The organism is Nonomuraea sp. NPDC050547 (assembly GCF_044457345.1).
GTDB lineage: Bacteria > Actinomycetota > Actinomycetes > Streptosporangiales > Streptosporangiaceae > Nonomuraea.
Genome location: NZ_JBITGW010000018.1, coordinates 52,269 through 71,854 on the forward strand (window position 1 = coordinate 52,269; position 19,586 = coordinate 71,854).

At 70.1% G+C, this 19,586-nt stretch carries 16 protein-coding genes; 7 read left to right on the plus strand and 9 right to left on the minus strand.

Annotated features, from left to right (window positions below; all coding sequences use genetic code 11):
• Positions 1–284: 284 nt before the first annotated feature.
• The 5 genes from hpf to mtrA all read right to left on the minus strand — a co-directional run bounded on the left by hpf (position 285) and on the right by mtrA (position 6,412).
• Positions 285–947, minus strand: a complete 663-nt coding sequence (gene hpf, locus ACIBHY_RS38105; RefSeq protein ID WP_379609860.1) for a ribosome hibernation-promoting factor, HPF/YfiA family — start codon at positions 945–947, stop codon at positions 285–287.
• 630 nt (positions 948–1,577) lie between these two features.
• Positions 1,578–2,258, minus strand: coding sequence for a ComF family protein (locus ACIBHY_RS38110; RefSeq protein WP_397309250.1), 681 nt, complete (start codon positions 2,256–2,258; stop codon positions 1,578–1,580).
• 48 nt (positions 2,259–2,306) lie between these two features.
• Positions 2,307–3,986, minus strand: a complete 1,680-nt coding sequence (locus ACIBHY_RS38115) for an LpqB family beta-propeller domain-containing protein (RefSeq protein ID WP_397252092.1) — start codon at positions 3,984–3,986, stop codon at positions 2,307–2,309.
• Positions 3,976–5,715, minus strand: a complete 1,740-nt coding sequence (mtrB, locus tag ACIBHY_RS38120; protein WP_379609863.1) for an MtrAB system histidine kinase MtrB — start codon at positions 5,713–5,715, stop codon at positions 3,976–3,978. The genes ACIBHY_RS38115 and mtrB overlap by 11 nt, the downstream gene beginning before the upstream one ends.
• A gap of 19 nt (positions 5,716–5,734) precedes the next feature.
• Entirely contained in the window at positions 5,735–6,412 is a 678-nt protein-coding gene (gene mtrA / locus ACIBHY_RS38125; RefSeq protein ID WP_043620615.1) for an MtrAB system response regulator MtrA, read from the minus strand.
• Positions 6,413–6,683: 271 nt separating this feature from the next.
• On the opposite strand from mtrA, the gene ACIBHY_RS38130 reads away from it, so the two are divergent.
• The 5 genes from ACIBHY_RS38130 to ACIBHY_RS38150 are packed head-to-tail and all read left to right on the plus strand — an operon-like array spanning position 6,684 to position 12,048.
• Entirely contained in the window at positions 6,684–7,955 is a 1,272-nt protein-coding gene (locus ACIBHY_RS38130) for a glycerophosphoryl diester phosphodiesterase membrane domain-containing protein (RefSeq protein WP_397309251.1), read from the plus strand.
• Positions 7,952–8,557: a DUF4129 domain-containing protein gene (locus tag ACIBHY_RS38135; protein WP_397252094.1), complete on the plus strand. Its 606-nt coding sequence runs from the start codon at positions 7,952–7,954 to the stop codon at positions 8,555–8,557. Before ACIBHY_RS38130 ends, ACIBHY_RS38135 begins: the two co-directional genes overlap by 4 nt.
• Positions 8,554–9,693, plus strand: coding sequence for a DUF4350 domain-containing protein (locus ACIBHY_RS38140; protein ID WP_397252095.1), 1,140 nt, complete (start codon positions 8,554–8,556; stop codon positions 9,691–9,693). Before ACIBHY_RS38135 ends, ACIBHY_RS38140 begins: the two co-directional genes overlap by 4 nt.
• Positions 9,683–10,669, plus strand: a complete 987-nt coding sequence (locus tag ACIBHY_RS38145; RefSeq protein WP_397252097.1) for an AAA family ATPase — start codon at positions 9,683–9,685, stop codon at positions 10,667–10,669. The genes ACIBHY_RS38140 and ACIBHY_RS38145 overlap by 11 nt, the downstream gene beginning before the upstream one ends.
• Positions 10,669–12,048: a DUF58 domain-containing protein gene (locus tag ACIBHY_RS38150; RefSeq protein WP_397309252.1), complete on the plus strand. Its 1,380-nt coding sequence runs from the start codon at positions 10,669–10,671 to the stop codon at positions 12,046–12,048. The genes ACIBHY_RS38145 and ACIBHY_RS38150 overlap by 1 nt, the downstream gene beginning before the upstream one ends.
• Positions 12,049–12,054: 6 nt before the next feature.
• Here the strand turns inward: ACIBHY_RS38150 and ACIBHY_RS38155 are convergent, their stop codons facing one another.
• Positions 12,055–13,047: a stage II sporulation protein M gene (locus ACIBHY_RS38155; protein ID WP_397309253.1), complete on the minus strand. Its 993-nt coding sequence runs from the start codon at positions 13,045–13,047 to the stop codon at positions 12,055–12,057.
• A 30-nt stretch (positions 13,048–13,077) separates the two neighbouring features.
• Here ACIBHY_RS38155 and ACIBHY_RS38160 point away from each other — a divergent pair, with 30 nt between their 5' ends.
• Positions 13,078–14,316, plus strand: a complete 1,239-nt coding sequence (locus tag ACIBHY_RS38160) for an RDD family protein (RefSeq protein ID WP_397252100.1) — start codon at positions 13,078–13,080, stop codon at positions 14,314–14,316.
• Between the two features lie 16 nt (positions 14,317–14,332).
• Here the strand turns inward: ACIBHY_RS38160 and ACIBHY_RS38165 are convergent, their stop codons facing one another.
• From ACIBHY_RS38165 to ACIBHY_RS38175, 3 genes are all read right to left on the minus strand, one after another.
• Positions 14,333–15,634 carry an LVIVD repeat-containing protein gene (locus tag ACIBHY_RS38165; protein WP_397252267.1) on the minus strand — a complete coding sequence of 434 codons (1,302 nt, stop codon included), beginning with the start codon at positions 15,632–15,634 and terminating at the stop codon, positions 14,333–14,335.
• Positions 15,635–15,947: 313 nt separating this feature from the next.
• Complete coding sequence (locus tag ACIBHY_RS38170) at positions 15,948–17,327, minus strand: LVIVD repeat-containing protein (protein WP_397252268.1); 1,380 nt, start codon at positions 17,325–17,327, stop codon at positions 15,948–15,950.
• A 22-nt stretch (positions 17,328–17,349) separates the two neighbouring features.
• Positions 17,350–18,762: an LVIVD repeat-containing protein gene (locus ACIBHY_RS38175; RefSeq protein WP_397252101.1), complete on the minus strand. Its 1,413-nt coding sequence runs from the start codon at positions 18,760–18,762 to the stop codon at positions 17,350–17,352.
• A 164-nt stretch (positions 18,763–18,926) separates the two neighbouring features.
• Between ACIBHY_RS38175 and ACIBHY_RS38180 the strand changes: the two genes are divergently transcribed.
• Positions 18,927–19,559, plus strand: a complete 633-nt coding sequence (locus tag ACIBHY_RS38180) for a DUF305 domain-containing protein (protein ID WP_397252102.1) — start codon at positions 18,927–18,929, stop codon at positions 19,557–19,559.
• Positions 19,560–19,586: the final 27 nt, after the last annotated feature.

Consider the following 19,586-nt stretch of genomic DNA (forward strand, 5'->3'; position numbering starts at 1 on the left):
CCTGATCTGCCCGTGACGGGCGCCGCGCGGGATGTCACGCGCGGCGCCGCTGTCGATGATCCGCTCGATCACACGGCCTCCCTGATCGGCCGCGCGACGGTGTTGTCGTCGCTTCGCGTGGGCTCGCCGATGGGAACTCCTCGCTGGAGGGCTTGGAGTTCGCAACCGCGAACGCTTCGCTCGCTCACGTCTCCTCCTCGTGGGGGGCCAGAGCCGTTGAACCGCCAATGATGGCACGGGTGCCGCGGTCCTAGGGTGGTCGAGAAGATCTTCTGAACCGGCGATCAGGGCTCGACGAGCCTCAACACGCCGTAGTTGTAGCCGCGCCGGTTGTACACGACGCTCGGCTGACCACTCTCCTTGTCACGGAACAGATAGAAGTCGTGGCCGACCAGCTCCATCTCGAGGAGGGCCTGGTCGATGGTCATGGGTTCCGCTTTGTGATTCTTCTCCCGGACGATGAGCGGACCGTCGCCGTCCATTTCGATGGGGACGATGTCGTCGTACTGCTTGTCGTCAGGCAGGTCGTCCACTTCGGGTTCTGCCTGTTCGGGGACCACCTTGGCCTTCCGCGGCGCCGATTCGGCGACGTCGCCGAGGGTCGCGGTCAGCTCTGCCACCGAGGGGATGGCGTGGTTGCCGTGGTGGACCTTACGGCGGTCGGCCAGCCTTCTGAGGCGGCCTTCCAGTTTGTCGAGTGCGATGTCGAGGGCGGCGAATCGGTCGTCGGCCGACGCCTCGGCGCGGATGGCCGGGCCTCGGGAGTGAATGGTCAGCTCGACGCGCTCACGCTGGTCGGTGATGCGCGGATTGCGCTCTTTCGACACCTCCACATCGACTCGAATGAGCTTGTTGTCCAGACGCTCGATCCTGGCCAGCTTGGTCGTCACCAAGTCGCGGAACCGGTCGCTCACTCCTGTGTGCCGGCCCTTGACGATGATGTCCATGCAACAGCCCCCCTTCGTCTAACGACTGAGAAAGAGCACCCGACGACGTGCCTGCCGGGCGGGGTCTTCTGTCTGCCTTTCTCTCACCGTTACCCTCTTCCGACGATTCGTTACCGGGAACTCGGTGTATGGCACCCGCCCGGCCGACCTGGTCTTCGACCCCACATTCGCCTGCTGAGGGTTTCGCAGCTCTGCTGCCACTACTGCCCTTCTCTCCTGACGAGGGACATCTGGACCCTCGGGAAGGCAGGACTTACCCCTAAGCCGCACCGTGATCAGTCGACAAAGAGTCGCCTTACGTGGACCGTTTCGCCTGCGGCTGGCATCGGCTAGCAGAGCCGGGAGCCCCGGCTCTGCGCAACCACGGACCCGAACGGGTGCCATGTCAGAACGCTATCCGCATCGGGAAGGAATGTCAGCCGGAGGATCGGTCAAAGGATCACTTTCCGTGATTTTCTCTCGTCTTACATGAGCCGTGAGATGCCCCTTTTGGTGGGGCCGTATCCCTTATGGACGCGCCTCTCCAGAGGGGTGAGCTGCCACAGCACGTCGGCCAGGCAACGTAGATGTGGCCCCAAGGTGAGACAGGCCACTGACACCCGTTCTCACCGAGCGTGATGGTAAAGCGTTTCAAGATCTTCGGCGTGTCGCGGCGATCGTCACGGCCACCACCACCTCCGCCTCCGCCGACCGCAACGCCCGCGCGGCCTCGGCCAGCGTGGCGCCGGTGGTCACGATGTCGTCCACAAGGACCACAGAGGCCCCTGGAGCGCCTCGCAGCCGAGCGGTGACCCTGAGAGACGACCGGAGGTTGGCGGCCCGCTCCGTGGCGCTCAGGCCCGCCTGGTCGGCCACCCGCCGTGCCTGCGCCAGCGCCGGAACCAGGACGGCCCGCACACCGGCCGCCCGCATCCGCGAAGCGGCCAGGGCTCCCAGCCGGCGCATTGGATCGTGCCCGCGCCCCCGTACGGCCCGCCGCGCGCTCGGCACCGGCACCACCACGACGCCCCCGGGAGGCCCGCCCCGCGCCGCCAGCGCCGTCAGGGCCGTGTACGCCAGCGCCTCCCCCAGCGGCACCGCCAGCCCGGTCTGCCCACGCTCCTTGTAGGCCAGGATCGCCTCCCGGAGCGACCCCGAGTAGTCACCCGCCGACCAGCACCGGGGCAGCCCGGCGGGCACCGGAACCGGCATCCGCGGCGCCACCGAGCCGACCCACCCGGCCAGGCATCCGTCGCACACCCGCCCCATATGGGCCAGACCGCATCCCAGGCAGACCTGCGGCGCCAGCACGTCCAGCAAAGCGGTGAACATGACGCACAGCCTGCCGGGCGTCACCGACAGTTCCGATCCCGAAAGGTCTCATCCCAGCGGGAAGATCGGCTCCTGCGAGGTCTCCTTGACCTTGGTGACCCACCCCTGCTGGTCCTTGAACTCCAGGATCTCGGCGGGGCCGCCGGTCGCCTCGTCCAGCGTTCCCGCCATGATCTGCGGTCCCAGCGCGGCGATCGAGTCGAGGCGTTTGTCCGAGGTCAGCGTGGCCGTCTCCCCGTCGCCGACGTCGATCTCCATGAGCGTCTGCCCGGCCTTGCCCGAGACCAGGACGAGCAGGTGCTCGCCGTCGCGCCAGGCGATGTCCTTGACCGTCTCGCCCTGGCGGACGGTCAGCAGTTGCTGGAAGTTGCCGAGCATCAGCCCTAGGCTGCCGCCGGTGATGGCGCCCACGCGGACTTCCCTGCCGCCCACCCCGGCGGCCACGCGTACCCCGTCACGCGAGATCCGCAGGTCGGTGACGTCCTTGCCATCGAGTTCCGGAGCCGCCACCCGCGTCGGCGCGCCGCCGGGGTCGCGGCGCAGCACGGCGCCCGAGCCCTTCTCGAACGCCCACAGCGATCCGTCGCGATGCCAGGAGGGCGAGGTGAGCCGGCCCTCCATGACCCGCTCCCACTGGCCGTTCGGATTGACGGGGGCGACGTAGATGCCGTCGGCCCCCACCGCGGCGACCTTGTCCCCGTCCTTGGAGAGGGCCTGGCCGGTGTAGCCGTTCGGCTTTCCCGCCTGGCCGTTGACCGCGTTGCCCGCGCCCTCGGTGCTGGTGAAGTGCACCGCGCCGCCGGTCGTGTAATAGGAGGGGCTCTTCGTGGACGGATACCAGGTCTGGGCGTCGTTGGGCTGGATGCCCAGGATGTACGGCTCGCCGTTGTGCAGCACGTCGATGGGCTGCGCCGCGGTGACCTTCTCCAGGCTGGCGCGGAGCTGGGCCTTGAAGGCGTCGGTGTCGGCCAGGGCGGGCGCGCCGCTGAGGCTGATGACGACCTTGTCGTCGGTGGCGGTGACGGAGTCCACGCCGACGTTGCCGGTCAGCGCGGTGCCGACGGCGCCGCGCAGCGCGCTGCTCGGTCCCTTGAGCAGCCGTTCGATGATCGTCTCCGCGAGGTTCTCGCCCGGCTTGAGCCGCAGGTGGACCGCGTCGGAGACCAGCAGCCCGTCCGGCTTCTGCGCGCCGTTGAGGTAGTAGAGCAGCGTGGGACGGTAGGCCCGGCCGACGTCATCGGCCCGCATCATCAGGCCGTTCTCCAGCCCGCCGTCGACGCGCCAGCCGCCGGACTCCTTCTTGAGCGTGAAGGTCGGCGTCAGCTTCTCCGCGTCGGACACGTACCGGTCGTCGTCCTCGATGCGCGCGATCTTGTTGGCGGTGAGCTGGACCGTCCCGTTGTCCTCCTTGAACGTGGGCGGATCGATCACGGTGATCGGGCCCACGGGACGCCAGGCGTTGCGCGCCCGCTGCGTCATGTACTGCAGGAGCGTCGTGGGGTCGTCGGGGTAGGCGGCCATGGCGGCGAGCATCCCCTCGACGACCTTCCGCGGCGTCCAGTCGTTCTTGGGCGGGGAGACGATCAGGCGCACGAACGGCTTGGTCAGGTCACCGCCCACCGCCTCCTCCGGCGCGGTCGGGCTGCCCACCGGGATGACCGCGCAGCCGCACGACAGCACGAACGCGAGCGTGAGCACCGCGGCCAGGGCCCGCCTGCTACTCGTCATGGAGATCCCCCGTGGCCGGGGTGAGCACCGGTGTCATGTGGCCGCGCCAGGTGCGGCGCATCTCCACCTCGGGCGGCACCAGCGACAGCGGCGAGCCCTTCAGGTCGAGCCCCGCCGCCCTGGGCAGCGTCAGGCGGAACTGCGAGCCGTCCCCCGGCTGCCCCCACGCCTGCAGCCAGCCGCCGTGCAGCGTGGCGTCCTCACGCGAGATCGCGAGGCCGAGCCCGGTGCCGCCGATGGTCCTGGCCCGCGAGGGGTCGGCCCGCCAGAAGCGGTCGAAGACCATGTTGTCCTCGCCGGGCTTCAGACCAACCCCATGATCCCGTACGGCTACCGCCACCGAGTCCCGGTCGGCCCCCACCGACACCACGATCTCCTTGCCCTCGCCGTGCTCGATGGCGTTGAACAGCAGGTTGCGCAGGATCCGCTCGACCCGGCGGCTGTCGATCTCGGCCATGCAGGGCTCGCTGGGCAGCCGCAGCTCGAAGCGGGTGGAGTGCCGCTCGGCCAGCGCCTCGGAGTCGGCGATGGCGCGCAGGACCACGTCGCGCACGTCGGTGGAGTCGAGGTCGAGCGTGGCCGCTCCGGCGTCGTAGCGGCTGATCTCCAGCAGGTCGGCCAGCATCGACTCGAACCGTTCGAGCTGGGCCTGCATGAGCTCGGCCGAGCGCGAGGCCATCGGGTCGAAGTCCTCGCGGGCGTCGTAGAGCAGGTCGGCGGCCATGCGCACGGTGGTCAGCGGGGTGCGCAGCTCGTGCGAGACGTCGGAGACGAACTGCCGCTGGACCTGCGAGAGCTCCTCCAGCTGGTGGATCTTCAACGCCAGGTTGGCGGCCATCTCGTTGAAGGAGGTGGCCAGGCGGGCCAGGTCGTCCTCGCCGCGTACCTTGAGCCGTTCGTCGAGCTTTCCCGAGGCCAGGCGCTCGGCGGCCTGGCGGGCCAGCCGTACCGGAGTGACGACCTGACGCGCGACCAGGTAGGCGATGGCGGCGAGCAGGAGCACGAGGCCCACGCCCACGACGACCAGCAGCTGGCGCACCGAGGTGAGCATCTCGACTTCCTGCGTGAGCGGGAAGAAGTGGTAGAGCTCGTAGTTCTGGACGCCGGTCTCGCCGGGGACGCTGATCACGACGCCGGTGGCCAGGGTGGGACGGGGCTCGCCCTTGACCGGGATGGTCGTCAGCCAGGAGTAGGGATGGTCGAACTTCTGGCGCTTGACGTCACGTTCGAGGTATTCGCTCAGCTGGAGCGGGATGTCGGCGGGGTTGACGTTGCCGATGGCGCGGGATCTGCCGGGCTCGTGGGGGTTGAGGACGAGCAGGTCGTAGCGCAGGCGCGGGGCGTTCTCGCTGACGCCGGCGATGGCGTTGAGCACCTGGTCGAGCGGGTCGGGCGGCTGCTTCTTGCCCGCTTCTCCGGCTTTGGAGTCCTCGGGCTGCTTCTGGGCCAGGGCGGCGAGGATCTGGGTGCGGTCGCTGAGCGCCTCGTTCATCGCCGCGCGGGCGCGTCCGTTGACGACGCTTTCGTTGATCTCCTGGAACAGGAAGGCGCCCAGCACCGCCACCACGGTCATGGAGATCACCAGCGTGCTGGTGACCACCTGGAGCTGGAGCGAACGGCGCCAGACGCGCCTGACCGTGCCCACCGCACGCCTGGTCCGCCGCCGGACGCCGCCGAGGATCTGGCGGAGCGTACGGCGGCGGCCGGCCTTCTTCGTCGTCGGGGGCATGGCTCGGGGTGGTCCGGCGCTAGGCCGGGCCTGCCTTGTATCCCACGCCGCGGACCGTCACCACGATCTCCGGGTGCTCGGGGTCCTTCTCGATCTTGGCCCGGAGCCGCTGGACGTGCACGTTGACCAGACGGGTGTCGGCCGCGTGCCGGTAGCCCCAGACCTGCTCGAGCAGGACCTCGCGGGTGAAGACCTGGCGCGGCTTGCGCGCCAGCGCGACGAGCAGGTCGAACTCCAGCGGCGTGAGGTTGATGGTCTCCTCGCCGCGTTTGACGGAGTGGCCCGCCACGTCGATGGTGATGTCGCCGATCTGCAGGATCTCGGGTGTCGGCTCGTCGGTACGGCGCAGCCGCGCCCGTACCCGAGCCACGAGCTCCTTCGGCTTGAACGGCTTGACGATGTAATCGTCGGCCCCGGACTCGAGTCCGAGTACGACGTCGATCGTGTCGCTCTTGGCGGTGAGCATCACGATCGGAACCCCCGACTCCGCCCTGATCCTGCGCGCGACGTCGATGCCATCCGCCCCCGGCAGCATCAGGTCGAGCAGAACCAGGTCCGGGCGTGTATCCCGGAACGCGTCGAGGGCCTTGTCGCCGTCCGAGACAAAGGATGGTTCGAAGCCTTCTCCGCGCAACACGATGCCAAGCATCTCGGCGAGAGCGGCGTCGTCGTCGACGACCAGCACGCGACCTTTCATGGCCCCTCATTCGTTCTACGCATTGTGGGACATACCCGCATGATTGCTGTAGGTTACCCTTGCCCAGCTCATGGGTGTGACTCCAGCACATCAAAAGCCGAATTTTAGACTTGCAGCGGCGTCCACCTTCTCAGTCTGCGGTAACCGGCCGACTTTCGGCTATCCCCGAAGTTCTGCCCAGGCCGGAAACACCCTGGAATGCAGGGGTAGTTCAGCCGGGCGAAACGACCGCGTGACCCCAATGAGTCGCCCACCATGCCAGGATTGGGATATGTCAGACGGTCCTTCGCCCGAGCGGCCACCAGGATGGTCGGCCGAGCAGCCCCCACCCTACGGCGCGCCGCCGGCTTCCCCATGGACCGCGCCCGGATCCGGGCCGCAGCCGGTCTCCTACGGCCAGCCGTACGGTGAGCAGCCGCCCCCGCCCCCGCCCCACGGCGCGCAGCAGCCTCCTCCCCCGCCCCCTCCCGGAGCGCAGCCGTACCAGCAGCTGCCGCCTCCGCCCGGATACGGCCACATGCCGCCGCCGCAGCACCTGCGGCCCGGCATCATCCCGCTGCGCCCGCTGGGGCTCGGCGACATCCTCGACGGCTCCATCAAGTTCATCCGCTCCAACCCGAAGGCCATCCTCGGCATGTCGGCGCTGGCCGCCGCACTCGCCTCGGTGCCCGTGGCGATCGCCACCGCGGTGATGAACGGCCAGCTGTCCTCGCTCAGCCGCGACCCGGAGAGCGTCAGCAGCGGCGGGGTGATCGGCACCGTCGTCGCCGGCTACAGCGGCATCCTCATCTCGGCGGTCGTCGGCTTCGTCGTGACCACCGTGCTCACCGGCATCCTGACCCGCATCCTCGGCCGGTCGGTCTTCGGCGGGAAGATCACGCCCGGCGAGGCGTGGCACCTGGTCAAGGGCAGGATCGGGGCGCTGTTCGGCGTCGTGGTGCTGGTCGGGCTGGTGATGCTTGCACCTGTCGTACCGCTGGTGGCGCTCTTCGTCGTCCTCGGCCTGAACACCAGCTCGGCGGAAGGCGCGTTCGGCCTGATCGGGCTGATGCTCCTGATGCTCCTGCTGTACGCCGTGTACGCGTTGTTCTTCAACACCAGGTTCGCCTTCGCCGCTCCCATCGTGGTGCTGGAGGGCCGCGGGCCGGTCGAGGCCATGAAACGCTCGTGGCGGCTGGTCTCCGGCGACTTCTGGCGCGTGCTCGGCATCCTGCTCCTGACCGGGATTCTGGCGTACCTGGTCAGCAGCGTCCTGAGCATTCCCTTCTCCTTCGGCGCGCAGTTGCTGGGCGTGACGGGCACCGGCGGCGTCGGCGTGGTGGCGATCAGCGCCGTCCTGATCGCGATCGGCGCCACGCTGTCCGCGATGATCGTCTACCCGTTCCAGGCGGCGGTCGCCGGTCTGCTCTACGCCGACCGCAGGATGCGCAGCGAGGCCTTCGACCTGGTCCTCCAGACCGCGGCGATCGAACAGCAGCGACAGGGGTGGGTGCACTCCTCCGCCGACGAGCTCTGGCACCCGTCGAACGCCGCCCGGTCGTGACCCCGATCGGCCGGGACGAGGCGCGACGGCGCGCCGCGGAGGAACTGCTCAGGCCCGAGTACGAGAAGGAAGGGCTGCTCGCCCGCATCACCCGCGTGGTCCAGCAGTTCATCGGCGACCTGCTGGACGCCGCGACGGGCGGTGGCGCCGCCGGCGGCGTCATCGCGGCGATCCTCATCGGGCTGATCATCCTCGGCGTCGCGGCCCTGGTCGTCTGGCGGCTGCGCAAGACGTCCCGGCGCAACGCCCCCGTCACCGGCCTCGTCTTCGACGATCGCACGCTGACCGCCGCCGAGCACCGCGCCATCGCCGAGCGGCTGGCCGCCGAGCAGCACTGGAGCGAGGCGGTCCAGGAACGCCTGCGCGCCATCGCCCGTGACCTGGAGGAGCGCGCGCTCGTGAACGGCCTGCCCGGCCGCACCGCCGACGAACTGGCCGCGGAGGCCGGGGCCGCGCTGCCCGCGTTCGCCGGCGAACTGGCCGCCGCCGCGCGCTCCTTCGACGACGTCACCTACGGCGACGTGCCCGGCACCCCCGCCGCCTACGACGCGATGACCTCCCTGGACCAGCGGCTCCAGGCGGCGAAGCCGGTGCTGGCATGAGCGTGAGCACCTCGCCCACCACGGGTTCGCTGTGGCGGGCCGGACGGTTCTGGATCGCGCTCGGCGCGCTCGTCGCGGTGACCGCGATCATCGGCGTGGCGCTCGCGCCCGGCGCGCGCGAGGCACGCCGCCTCGACCCCGCCGACACCTCGATGGAAGGCTCGAAGGCGCTGGCGGAACTGCTGCGCAAGCGGGGCGTCACCGTCGACAGGGTCGACTCGGTCGAGGCCGCCATCGCCAAGGGCGGCGGCAGGCTCCTGCTCGTCACCCACACCGCCTCCTTCGACTGGCAGCAACTCGACCGGCTCGCGCAGCTCCAGGGCGACCGGGTGATCGTCGGCCACCTGGACGGGCTCGACGTGCTGGCTCCCGGCATCACGCCCGAGTCGGAGGCGGCCCGGGTGCGCTCCAGAGAGCCCGAATGCGACCTTCCGGCCGCGAGGGCGGCGGGCAGCGTCTATCTGGGGGGCGACCTGTTCAGAGGCGCCAACGGCTGTTACCCCGGCGAGAAGGGCTCGACGCTGGTCCAGGCGCCCGGCGAGGGCGGCACGGTCACCGTGCTCGGCGACGGCACGTTCATGACCAACCAGTACCTGGCCGAGGACGGCAACGCCGCGCTCGCGCTCAACCTGCTCGGGACCAAGCCGGCCGTCACCTGGCTGGTACGTCCCGACCAGCCGCCGACCGGCAGCCTGGCCGGGGCGGGCGGCAAGTCGCTGGGCGAACTGGTCCCGGACAGCGTTCCGTGGGCGGTGCTCGCCGCCTGCCTGGCCGTGCTCGTCACCGCCTACTGGCGCGGGCGCAGGCTCGGGCCCGTCGTCGCCGAGAAGCTGCCCGTCGTGGTGCGCGCCGCCGAGACCGTCGAGGGCCGGGGGCGCCTCTACCGGGCCAGGCGGGCCAGGGAGCGGGCCGCCGCCGTGCTCAGGGCCGGGACCGTCGACCGGCTGACGCCGCGGGTCGGGCTCGCGCCCGGCGCCGGTCAGCATGAGGTCGTGGCGGCGGTGGCCGTACGGACGGGGCAGGACGCGCATCAGGTCGGCGGCGCGCTGTACGGCCCGCCGCCCGCCGACGACGCCGGGCTCGTCGCCCTGGCCCGATACTTGGAATTCATCGAAAGGATCGTGCGTGAACACTGAGGAGACGACGCGCGTCGCCGCCACCGCCCGAGGCGACTCGGCCAGGGAAGCGCTGGGCGCGCTGCGTGCCGAGGTGTCCAAGGCCGTGGTCGGCCAGGACGCGGTGGTGACGGGGCTGGTCATCGCACTGCTGTGCCGCGGGCACGTGCTGCTCGAAGGCGTTCCGGGCGTCGCCAAGACCCTGATGGTGCGTACGCTGTCGTCGGCGCTGGCCCTGGACTTCAAGCGGGTGCAGTTCACCCCCGACCTGATGCCCGGCGACGTCACCGGCTCGCTGATCTACGACGCGAAGACCGCCGAGTTCGAGTTCCGCGAGGGACCCGTCTTCACCAACCTCATGCTCGCCGACGAGATCAACCGCACGCCGCCGAAGACGCAGGCCGCACTCCTGGAGGCCATGGAGGAACGGCAGGTCAGCGTCGAGGGCACCGCGCGCATGCTGCCCGACCCGTTCGTGGTGTGCGCGACCCAGAACCCCGTCGAGTACGAGGGCACCTACCAGCTTCCCGAGGCCCAGCTCGACCGGTTCCTGCTGAAGCTGACCGTGCCGCTGCCGCCGCGCGAGCAGGAGATCGCGGTGCTCCAGCGCCACGCGAACGGCTTCGACCCGCGCGACCTGTCGGAGATCAAGCCCGTCGCCACCGCCGACGACCTCGCCGCGGGCCGCGAGGCCGTCGCGAAGGTGCACGTGGCGCCCGAGGTGCTCGGCTACATCGTCGACGTCGGACGGGCCACGCGCACCTCGCCGTCGCTCCAGCTCGGCGTCTCGCCGCGTGGCGCCACCGCGCTGCTGGCCGCCGCGCGGGCGTGGGCGTGGCTGTCCGGCCGGCCGTACGTCACTCCCGACGACGTCAAGGCGCTGGCCCGTCCGGCGCTGCGGCACCGCATCCAGCTGCGGCCTGAGGCCGAGCTGGAGGGCGCGACCGCCGACGGCCTGCTCGACGGCATCCTGGCCTCGGTCCCGGTCCCGCGCTGATGGCTCTCACGGGGCGGGCCGCGCTGGTCGCGGCGGTGGGGATCGTGGTGGTGCTGATCGCGCCCGAGCCCGGGTTCGCGCTGCTCGGCTGGCTGTTCGTGCTGGCCGCCGCGATCACCGTCGACCTCGTGCTCGCGGGCTCCGTGCGCCCGCTGCGCTTCCACCGCTCAGGCGACAATCTGGTACGGCTCGGCCAGACCGGCACCGTCGAACTGACCGTGGAGAACCCCGGCCCCCGCAGGGTCCAGGGCGTGCTCAGAGACGCCTGGCCGCCCTCGGCCGGAGCCGCACCCCGTGAGCTGAAGCTGGACGTCCCGGCGGGCGAACGCCGCCGCCTGGTGGTGACGCTGACCCCGACCAGGCGCGGCGACCGCGCCTCCGCCTCGGTGACGGTCCGCTCCGTGGGCCCGCTCGGCCTGGCCGCCAGGCAGGGCGCCCACAGCGCGCCCTGGTCGGTACGCGTGCTGCCGCCGTTCCTGTCCCGCAAGCACCTGCCCTCGCGCCTGGCCAAGCTGCGCGAGCTCGAAGGACAGCACCCCGCGCTGGTACGCGGCCAGGGCACCGAGTTCGACTCGCTGCGCGAGTACGTGGTCGGCGACGACGTGCGTTCCATCGACTGGCGGGCCAGCGCCCGCCGCCACGACGTGGTCGTCCGCACGTGGCGTCCCGAACGCGACCGCAGGGTCCTCATCGTCCTGGACACCGGCCGCACGTCGGCCGGGCGCGTGGGCACCGCCCCGGTCCCGCTGACCGGCGACACCGGCAGGGCCGCCCTGGAAGTCCTCACCTCGTCGGACCAGGCCCGCCCCGTCCCCGGCTGGCCGCGCCTGGACTGGTCCATGGACGCCGCTCTGCTGCTGGCCGCCCTGGCCGCCCGCGCCGGCGACCGCGTCGACTTCCTCGCCTACGACCGCGCGGTGCGCGCCTGGGTCTCCGGCGCCTCCCGCACCGAACTGCTCACCGCGCTCGTCAACTCCATGGCCCCCATCGAGGCGGAACTCATCGAAGCCGACTCCCCCGGCATGGTGGCCAACATCCTGTCCCGCGCGAAGCGCCGCTGCCTCGTGGTCCTGCTGACCGACCTGAACGCGTCGGCGCTCGACGAGGGCCTGATGCCGGTGCTGCCCCAGTTGTCCTCGCGCCACCTGGTCCTGGTGGCCGGTGTGTCCGACCCGGCGGTGGCCGACATGGCGGGCCGCAAGGCGACGGCGGAAGAGGTGTACGACGCCGCGGCCGCCGAATACACCCGCATCGAACGCCGCCGGATCACCGCGAGGTTGCGCCGCCACGGGGTGGAGGTCGTGGACGCCGCCCCCGAGGACATCGCCCCCGCCCTGGCCGACGCCTACCTCGCCCTGAAGGCCGCCGGCCGCCTCTGATCCCGGTCAGGCCGTGGGGGCGAGGTCGGGCGCGCGTTCCACGTCCCCGGTCTCCTGGGCGCGCACGGCCCGGCGGCCGTAGAAGACCACGTACGCCAGGAAGGCGGCCTCCGCCAGGACGCCGATGGCGATGCGGGCCCAGGTCGGCAGGCCGGACGGGGTGACGAACGCTTCTATCAGGCCCGACACGAACAGCACCACGACCAGGCCCATGGCCACGCTCATCACCGCCCTGCCCTGCTCGGCCAGCGCCTCGGCGCGCCTCCTGGGGCCTGGGTCGATGACCGTCCAGCCCAGTCTCAGGCCCACCGCCGCGGCCAGGAAGACCGCCGTCAGCTCCAGCAGGCCGTGCGGGGTGATCAGGCCGAAGAAGATGTCGAGCTTGCCGCGGGAAGCCATGAGCCCGCCGGAGACGGCGACGTTGGCGGCGTTCTGGAACAAGAAGTACGGGATGGGCAGGCCCATGAAGATGGCGCCGATGAGCATCAGCGCGGCCACCCACGCGTTGTTGATCCACACCCGGCTGGCGAAGGACGCCGCCGGGTTCTCCGAGTAGTAGTCGGCGAAGTCGTGCTCGACGAGCTGGGTGATCTCCTCCGGTGTGGCGATCGCGCGCTGCACCTCGGGGTCGCCCGCCACCCACGCGCCCATCACCCAGGCCACGACGACGAACGCCACCGTCGCCCCCAGCCACCACCACCGCGCCCGGTAGGCCACGACGGGGAACGACACCGTGAAGAAGCGCGCGAACTCCCGCCACGCCGGCACGTGCGCCCCCGTCACCGCCGAGCGCGCCCGCGCCACCAGGGCGGACAGGCGGCCGGTCAGCATCGCGTCGGTCGAGGCCGAGCGGACGATGGACAGGTGCGTCGACACCCGCTGGTATAGCTCGACGAGCTCGTCCACCTCCGCCCCGGTCAGCCTGCCGCGGTGCTTGACCAGATGCTCCAGCCGGTCCCAGGTGGGACGGTGTGCGGCGATGAACGCGTCGATATCCACCCGACCATTGTCACCGACTAGGCTCCCGGTATGTCCGAGGTTGTGACGGGAGACGCCGTCGTCGTCGAAGTACGCGTGGCGCAGATGCCCTCGCGGGCCGTCGCCGTCGTGATCGACATGCTGGTCCAAGGCGTTCTGATGATCGGGTTCGCCGTCCTGCTGATCAACTTCGCGGGCATCAGCGACTCCGCGCTGTTCGCCGCGGCCAACATCGTCATGGTCGTGCTGGTGATCGTCGGCTACCCCGTCCTCTTCGAGACGGCCACGCGCGGACGCAGCCTGGGCAAGCTGGCGCTCGGCCTGCGGGTGGTGGGCGACGACGGCAGCCCTGAACGTTTCCGGCAGGCGTTGATGCGGGGGCTGGCGGGGGTGATGGAGTTCTGGATGTTCTCCGGCGCCCCGGCCCTGATCTCGTCCCTGGTCTCGCAGCGCGGCAAGCGGCTCGGTGACGTGTTCGCCGGGACGATCGTGATCTCGGAACGCGCGCCGCGCGACACCACCCAGGCGATCGTGATGCCGCCTCAGCTGGCCGCCTGGGCCGCGAGGCTGGAGCTGTCCCAGTTGCCCGACGAGGTGGCCTCGGCCGCCCGGCAGTACCTGTCGCGCTGGTACGACCTCGCGCCCGCCGTACAGCACGAGATGGGGGTGCGCATCGCCAACCAGGTCGCCTCCTACGTCTCGCCCGCCGCCCCGGGGGGCGTGCCGCCGCACGCGTACCTGAGCGCCGTCCTGGCCGAGCGCCGCCGCCGCGAGGAGGTACGGCTCGCCCGCCACACCCGCCCTCCGGCCCCCTGGACCCAGCCCCCCGGCTCCCCGCACCCGCGACCCGTCAGCGCCCAGCCCGCTCCGGCACCGCCGGGCCGATGGGCTCAGCAGGAACCGGCCGCACCGTGGTCCCAGCCTTGGCAGGTGCCGCAGTCCGCGTCATCCCAAGTGCCGCAGCCCTCCCCTGGGCCCGTTTCGCCGAACCCCTGGGCACTTCCCGGGCAGCCTGCGCCCGTCCAACAGGCGGCCCAGCCCCGGCCCGGGACGGGATGGCACCCGGGCCCCACGCTTCCGCCGCCTCAGCCACCGCCGGCGCCCGGTCAGCCCGAGACGGGGTGGCAGCCCGGCCAGATGAGCCCTCAGCACCCGATGCCGCACCCCGCCCAGCCGGGCCCCGCCCAGCCGGGACCCGCGGTGGACCGGCGGCCCACGGCGCTGCCCGACTACAGCCGGCCGGCGGAGCCGCCCGGTGTCACGCCGGGCGGGTTCGCGCCGCCAGCCTAGGACGTGCCCGGGGCGTTCAGTAGCCGTACTGGGTCTGGGTGTTGAGGATCTTGAGCTTCACCTTCTTGGCCGGGTCGGTGCGCGGGTCGTCGATGCGCAGCACGTCCAGGCCCTTCTGGATGTCGCTGCTGTAGACGTGGCCGTTGTAGTAGTACGCCGACCAGGAGCCGGCGATGTCGCTGCCCTTGAACGGCGGGCGCTCGAAGTAGCCGATCTCCTGCGGCCGGGCGGGGTCGGTGAAGTCGACGAACGAGACGCCGCCCTGGTACCAGGCCTGGACCATGATGTCCTTGCCCTTGACGGGGATGAGCGAGCCGTTGTGGGCGACGCAGTTCTGGCGCTTGTCCTGGGTGCGGGGGATCTTGAAGTACGCCCGCTTGGCCAGTTCCCCGCCGGAGATGTCGTACACGGCGTCGGCGCCCCGCTCGGGCCCGGTGGCCTTGTCGCAGACGCCCGCGGCGCCGCCGCCGAGCTCGTCGGTGAAGAACACCTTGGTGCCCGCGTTGTTGAACGTGGCCGAGTGCCAGAAGGCGAAGTTCTCGTCGGTGACGCGTGCGGTGACCTTGGGCTTCTCGCGGTCGGCGATGTCGAGCAGCACCCCGTCGCCCATGCAGGCGCCGGCGGCGAGGTCCTTGGCCGGGTACACGGTGATGTCGTGGCAGCCGGAGGTGGTCGGCCCGCCGGACTGCTCGGGGAAAAGCACGGGCGTGGCGACGACCTTGGCGGCGGTGGGCTTCTTGAGCGGCACCTTGACGATGGAGATCTTGTCGTGCGGCGGCTTGCACCCGGCGAGGATGTCCCCCGGCCCATACGAGGACACGTAGAGGTAGACCGACTTGCCCTTCTTGTCCGGCACCAGCGTGTGCGTGTGGGAACCGCAGGCGGTCTTTACGGCCTTGATGTACTTGGGCCGCGCCTTGTCGCTGATGTCGAAGATCCGGATGCCTTCCCAGGCGCCCTTGTCCGTCGGCGAACCGTACTCGCTGGAGCACGAGTCACCGGAACGCGACTCGTCCACGGACAGGAACAGCAGCTTCCCGGTGACGGACACGTCGTTCTGCGCCCCGGGACACGACACGCGGCTGACGACCTTCGGCTTGGCCGGATCGCCGATGTCGTACACGGTGAAGCCGTTGTAGTTGCCCTGGTACGCGTACCGCCCCTGGAAGGCCAGGTCGGTGTTGTACGCGTCCTCGGCGGCGAAGGGCGCCTGCTTCGGCACGTTGGCCACGTGCTTGACGTTGGCGCTGGTCTTGGGCTTCTCGGCCGCGTGGGCGGGCACGGCTCCCAGAAGCGCCAGTCCGGCCACCGCGGACATCAGGACCCTGCCGACTCTGGACACCACACAGACCTCCCCTGATCACCTGATGTCCCACTATGTCAGCAATCTTGACCGTATCGGCGCCCGACCCCGTCCGACGTGAGAAGCGACCCCCACGATCGGCGCCCACGCACGGCGGCGGGTGGCGGTGGGGCGGCTTGCCGTAGGGGATGGAGTGCTGTGACGGGAAGCCCACCCAAGGCGCGAGGCAACCGGGGCGGAGAGGACCCGTGCGATGGCGACCGGACAAAAGGGGCTCGCCCCCACGGAAGGTGTGGGGGCGAGCCGTGAAGCGCCGAGAACAGAGCGGTCAGTGGTGCCAGCCGTCCCGGTAGGACTCCTGGGTCTGGACGTTGAGCCGGTCGGTGCGGACGCGGTCGGCGCCGCGGACCAGCGGGTCGTTGACCTTGAGCACGTCGAGGCCGTTGTGGAAGTCGGCCGCGTAAATGTAGCCGTTGTAGTAGTACGCCGACCAGATGCCGCCGCCACCCTGGCTGGCCGGACCCCGCTCGAAGTACCCGAACTCACGCGGCCGCGAGATGTCCGTGAAGTCCACGAACGAGACGCCGCCCTGGTACCAGGCCTGGACCATGATGTCCTTGCCCTTGACCGGGATCAGCGAGCCGTTGTGGGCCACGCAGTTCTCGCTGTCCGCCTGGTGGCGGGGGATCTTGAAGTAGCTGCGGAACTTCAGCTGGCCCCTGCGGATGTCGTAGTAGGCGTTGGCGCCGCGGGTCGGGCCGGTCGCCTCGTTGCAGGTGGCCGCGCCGCCGCCGCCGAGCTCGTCGGTGAAGACGACCTTCCTGGCGTCGTTGGTGAACGTCGCCGAGTGCCAGAACGCGAAGTTCGGGTCGGTGGTCCTGGCGGTCACCTTGGGGTTGAGCCGGTCGCGGATGTCGAACAGCACGCCGTCACCCATGCAGGCGCCGGCCGCGATGTCCTTCTCCGCGTACGCGGTGATGTCGTGGCAGCCGCTGGTGGGCACCAGCAGGCCGGGCTGGGTCTCGTTGCCGCCGTCGGGGAAGACGACCGGCGTGGCGGCGACCGCGGCGGCCGTCGGGTTGCGCAGCGGGACCTTGATGATGGAGATCTTGTCGTGCGGCGGCGCGCAGTCGGGGAAGTTCGCCGCGGGCAGGTACGACGAGACGTACACGTAGAGGTTGCGCCGGCGGTCGTGGCCCTTGCCCGGCACCAGGGTCAGCGTGTGCGAACCGCAGTTCGTCTCGACCGACTTGATGTACTTGGGGTTGGCCTTGTCGCTGACGTCGAAGATGCGGACGCCTTCCCAGGACTCCTTGATCGTGGCGCTCTGGCCGGTGCTGTTGCAGGAGTCGTTGTTGCGGGAGGAGTCGACGGCGGCGAAGAGCAGGTCGCCGTAGACGGAGACGTCCATCTGGGAACCGGGGCAGACGACCGAGCTGACGACCTTGGTCTGCTTCGGGTTGCTGATGTCGTAGATGGAGAAGCCGCCGTAGTTACCGACGTAGGCGTAGTTGCCCTGGAAGGCGATGTCGGTGTTGATGGTGGCGGCGATCGGGGCCGGCTTCGGCACGTTGAGCACGTGCGAGACGTTCGGGCTGGTCACCACCGTGTCGACCGGTGGGATGTCGTTGGCGGCCGCGGGCACGGCCGTCGCCGCTAAGGCGACGGCGGCACCGGCCGCGACGAGGAAGCGCCGTGACGTGGACAGCAGCAAGGGAGTGTCCTCCTGGTCAGTCGTGGTCGTGACCGTGACCACGGTCGGGGTAAGAGGTCTGGGTCTGGGGGTTGAGACTGTCCAGGCGCACCCGCTTGGCCTGGTCGGTACGCCGGTCGTCGATCGACAGCACGTCGAGCCCGAGGTTGAAGTCGGAGCCGTAGATGTGGCCGTTGTAGTAGTACGCCGACCAGATGCCGCCGGACAGGGCCGGGGCGGTGTTGTCGGGGCCGCGCTCGTACCAGCCGATCTCCTTCGGGCGGGCCGAGTCGGTGAAGTCGACGATCGAGATGCCGCCCTGGTACCAGGCCTGGACCATGATGTCCTTGCCCTTGACCGGGATCAGCGAGCCGTTGTGGGCGACGCAGTTCTCCGTGTCCGCCTGCGGGCGCGGGATCTTGAAGTAGCTCTTGAAGTTGAGCTGGCCTCTGCGGATGTCGTAGTAGGCGTTGGCCCCGCGGGTGTTGGCGATGGTGGCGTTGCAGGTGGCGCGGGAGCCGCCGCCGAGCTCGTCGGTGAAGACGACCTTGTTGCCACGGTTGTTGAAGGTCGCCGAGTGCCAGAACGCGAAGTTGACGTCGTCACGGACGGTGGCGGTGACCCTGGGGTTGAGGCGGTCGGAGATGTCCATCAGGATGCCTTCGCCCATGCAGGCGCCGGCCGCGATGTCCTTCTCCGCGTAGACGGTGATGTCGTGGCAGCCGCTGGTGGCCGACTTGCCGTCCGGGTAGGGCAGCGGAACCCCGGGGTTGCCGCCGTCGGGGAAGAGCACCGGCGTGGCGGCGACGGCTGCGGCCGTCGGGTTGCGCAGGGGCACCTTGATGATCGAGATCTTGTCGTGCGGTACGCCGCAGTCCGGGAAGTCGGCCCGGGGGCTGTAGGAGGAGACGTACACGTAGAGGTTGCGCCGGCGGTCGTGGCCCTTGCCCGGCACCAGGGTCAGCGTGTGCGAACCACAGTTCGTCTCGACCGACTTGATGTACTTGGGGTTGGTCTTGTCGCTGATGTCGAAGATCCGGACGCCTTCCCAGGACTCCTTGATCGTCGCACTCTGACCGGTGCTGTTGCAGGAGTCGTCGTTGCGGGAGGAGTCGACGGCGGCGAAGAGCAGGTCGCCGTAGACGGAGACGTCCATCTGGCCGCCCGGGCAGATCACGGTGCTGACCAGCGACGTCCGCGAGGGGCGCCGGATGTCGTAGATGGAGAAGCCGTAGTAGTTGCCGACGTAGGCGTAGTTGTCCTGGAAGGCCATGTCGGTGTTGATGTCGGCGAGCGCGGCGGGCTTCGGAACGTTCGTGACCTGCCGCATGTTGTCGCTCATGACCACCTCGCCGGGGGCGGGGATGTCGGCCGCCTGAGCGGGCAGCACACCTCCGACCAGGGCGATGGCGGCACCGAGCACGATGAGGGCCCTGCGGGGGGATAACACTCAGTCCTCCTATAAAGGGGGCATAAATGAAGAAATTTTCGTATGAAAACGGTCATTTGACCAGCACGCAAGCTGTCAAAGTTTGTAGCAATTTGCCGTCTTCCAACCCGCGCGATCGTCGTCTAGAGTGCGCTTTTACGGCATGGGGTAGTCAGGGAGGCCAGTTGCGCGTCGCGCTCATCGTCGTCATGGGCGCGGTTGTCGCCCTCGCCGGTTGCACCGGTGAGAAGCAGACACCCCCTCGTGCCGACTCCACGGCTCCCGTCATCGCGCCGGGCCGTCCCGGGGAGAGCGCCAAGACGCTGTCGCCCTCCGAGGCCGTCACGGCGGTACCGTCGCCGACGGCCAACGCCTCGGACATCAAGTACATGCAGGACATGATCATCCATCACCGCCAAGCGCTGGACATGTCGGTACTCGCCCCGAACCGGGCCGAGGCGGCCAAGGTCAAGGGCCTCGCCGCGCGGATCAAGGACGCCCAGGGCCCCGAGATCCAGTACATGACCACCTGGCTCCAGGAACAGAGCCAGAAGGTGCCCGAGCACCACGCCCAGCACCAGGGCATGCCGGGCATGGCCACGCCGGAGCAGATGGCGGCGCTCAAGGCCGCCACCGGCAAGGCGTTCGACAAGCTCTTCCTGGACCTGATGATCAAGCACCACCTGGGCGCGCTCACGATGACCGAGCAGGTGCTCAAGGGCGGCTCGCACATCAGGGTCGAGGAGCTGGCCAACGACGTGGGCGTCACCCAGGCGGCCGAGATCCGCCGCATGCAGCAGATCCAGGCAGAGCTCTAGAAGCGCTTCAGCGGGTACGGCCCGCCG

Bases quoted from the DNA above. Each gene is read 5' to 3' on its own strand.
- hpf (WP_379609860.1), bottom strand. From the start codon at position 947: ATGGACATCATCGTCAAGGGCCGGCACACAGGAGTGAGCGACCGGTTC.
- ACIBHY_RS38110 (WP_397309250.1), bottom strand. From the start codon at position 2,258: ATGTTCACCGCTTTGCTGGACGTGCTGGCGCCGCAGGTCTGCCTGGGA.
- ACIBHY_RS38115 (WP_397252092.1), bottom strand. From the start codon at position 3,986: ATGACGAGTAGCAGGCGGGCCCTGGCCGCGGTGCTCACGCTCGCGTTC.
- mtrB (WP_379609863.1), bottom strand. From the start codon at position 5,715: ATGCCCCCGACGACGAAGAAGGCCGGCCGCCGCCGTACGCTCCGCCAG.
- mtrA (WP_043620615.1), bottom strand. From the start codon at position 6,412: ATGAAAGGTCGCGTGCTGGTCGTCGACGACGACGCCGCTCTCGCCGAG.
- ACIBHY_RS38130 (WP_397309251.1), top strand. From the start codon at position 6,684: ATGTCAGACGGTCCTTCGCCCGAGCGGCCACCAGGATGGTCGGCCGAG.
- ACIBHY_RS38140 (WP_397252095.1), top strand. From the start codon at position 8,554: ATGAGCGTGAGCACCTCGCCCACCACGGGTTCGCTGTGGCGGGCCGGA.
- ACIBHY_RS38150 (WP_397309252.1), top strand. From the start codon at position 10,669: ATGGCTCTCACGGGGCGGGCCGCGCTGGTCGCGGCGGTGGGGATCGTG.
- ACIBHY_RS38160 (WP_397252100.1), top strand. From the start codon at position 13,078: ATGTCCGAGGTTGTGACGGGAGACGCCGTCGTCGTCGAAGTACGCGTG.
- ACIBHY_RS38165 (WP_397252267.1), bottom strand. From the start codon at position 15,634: ATGTCCGCGGTGGCCGGACTGGCGCTTCTGGGAGCCGTGCCCGCCCAC.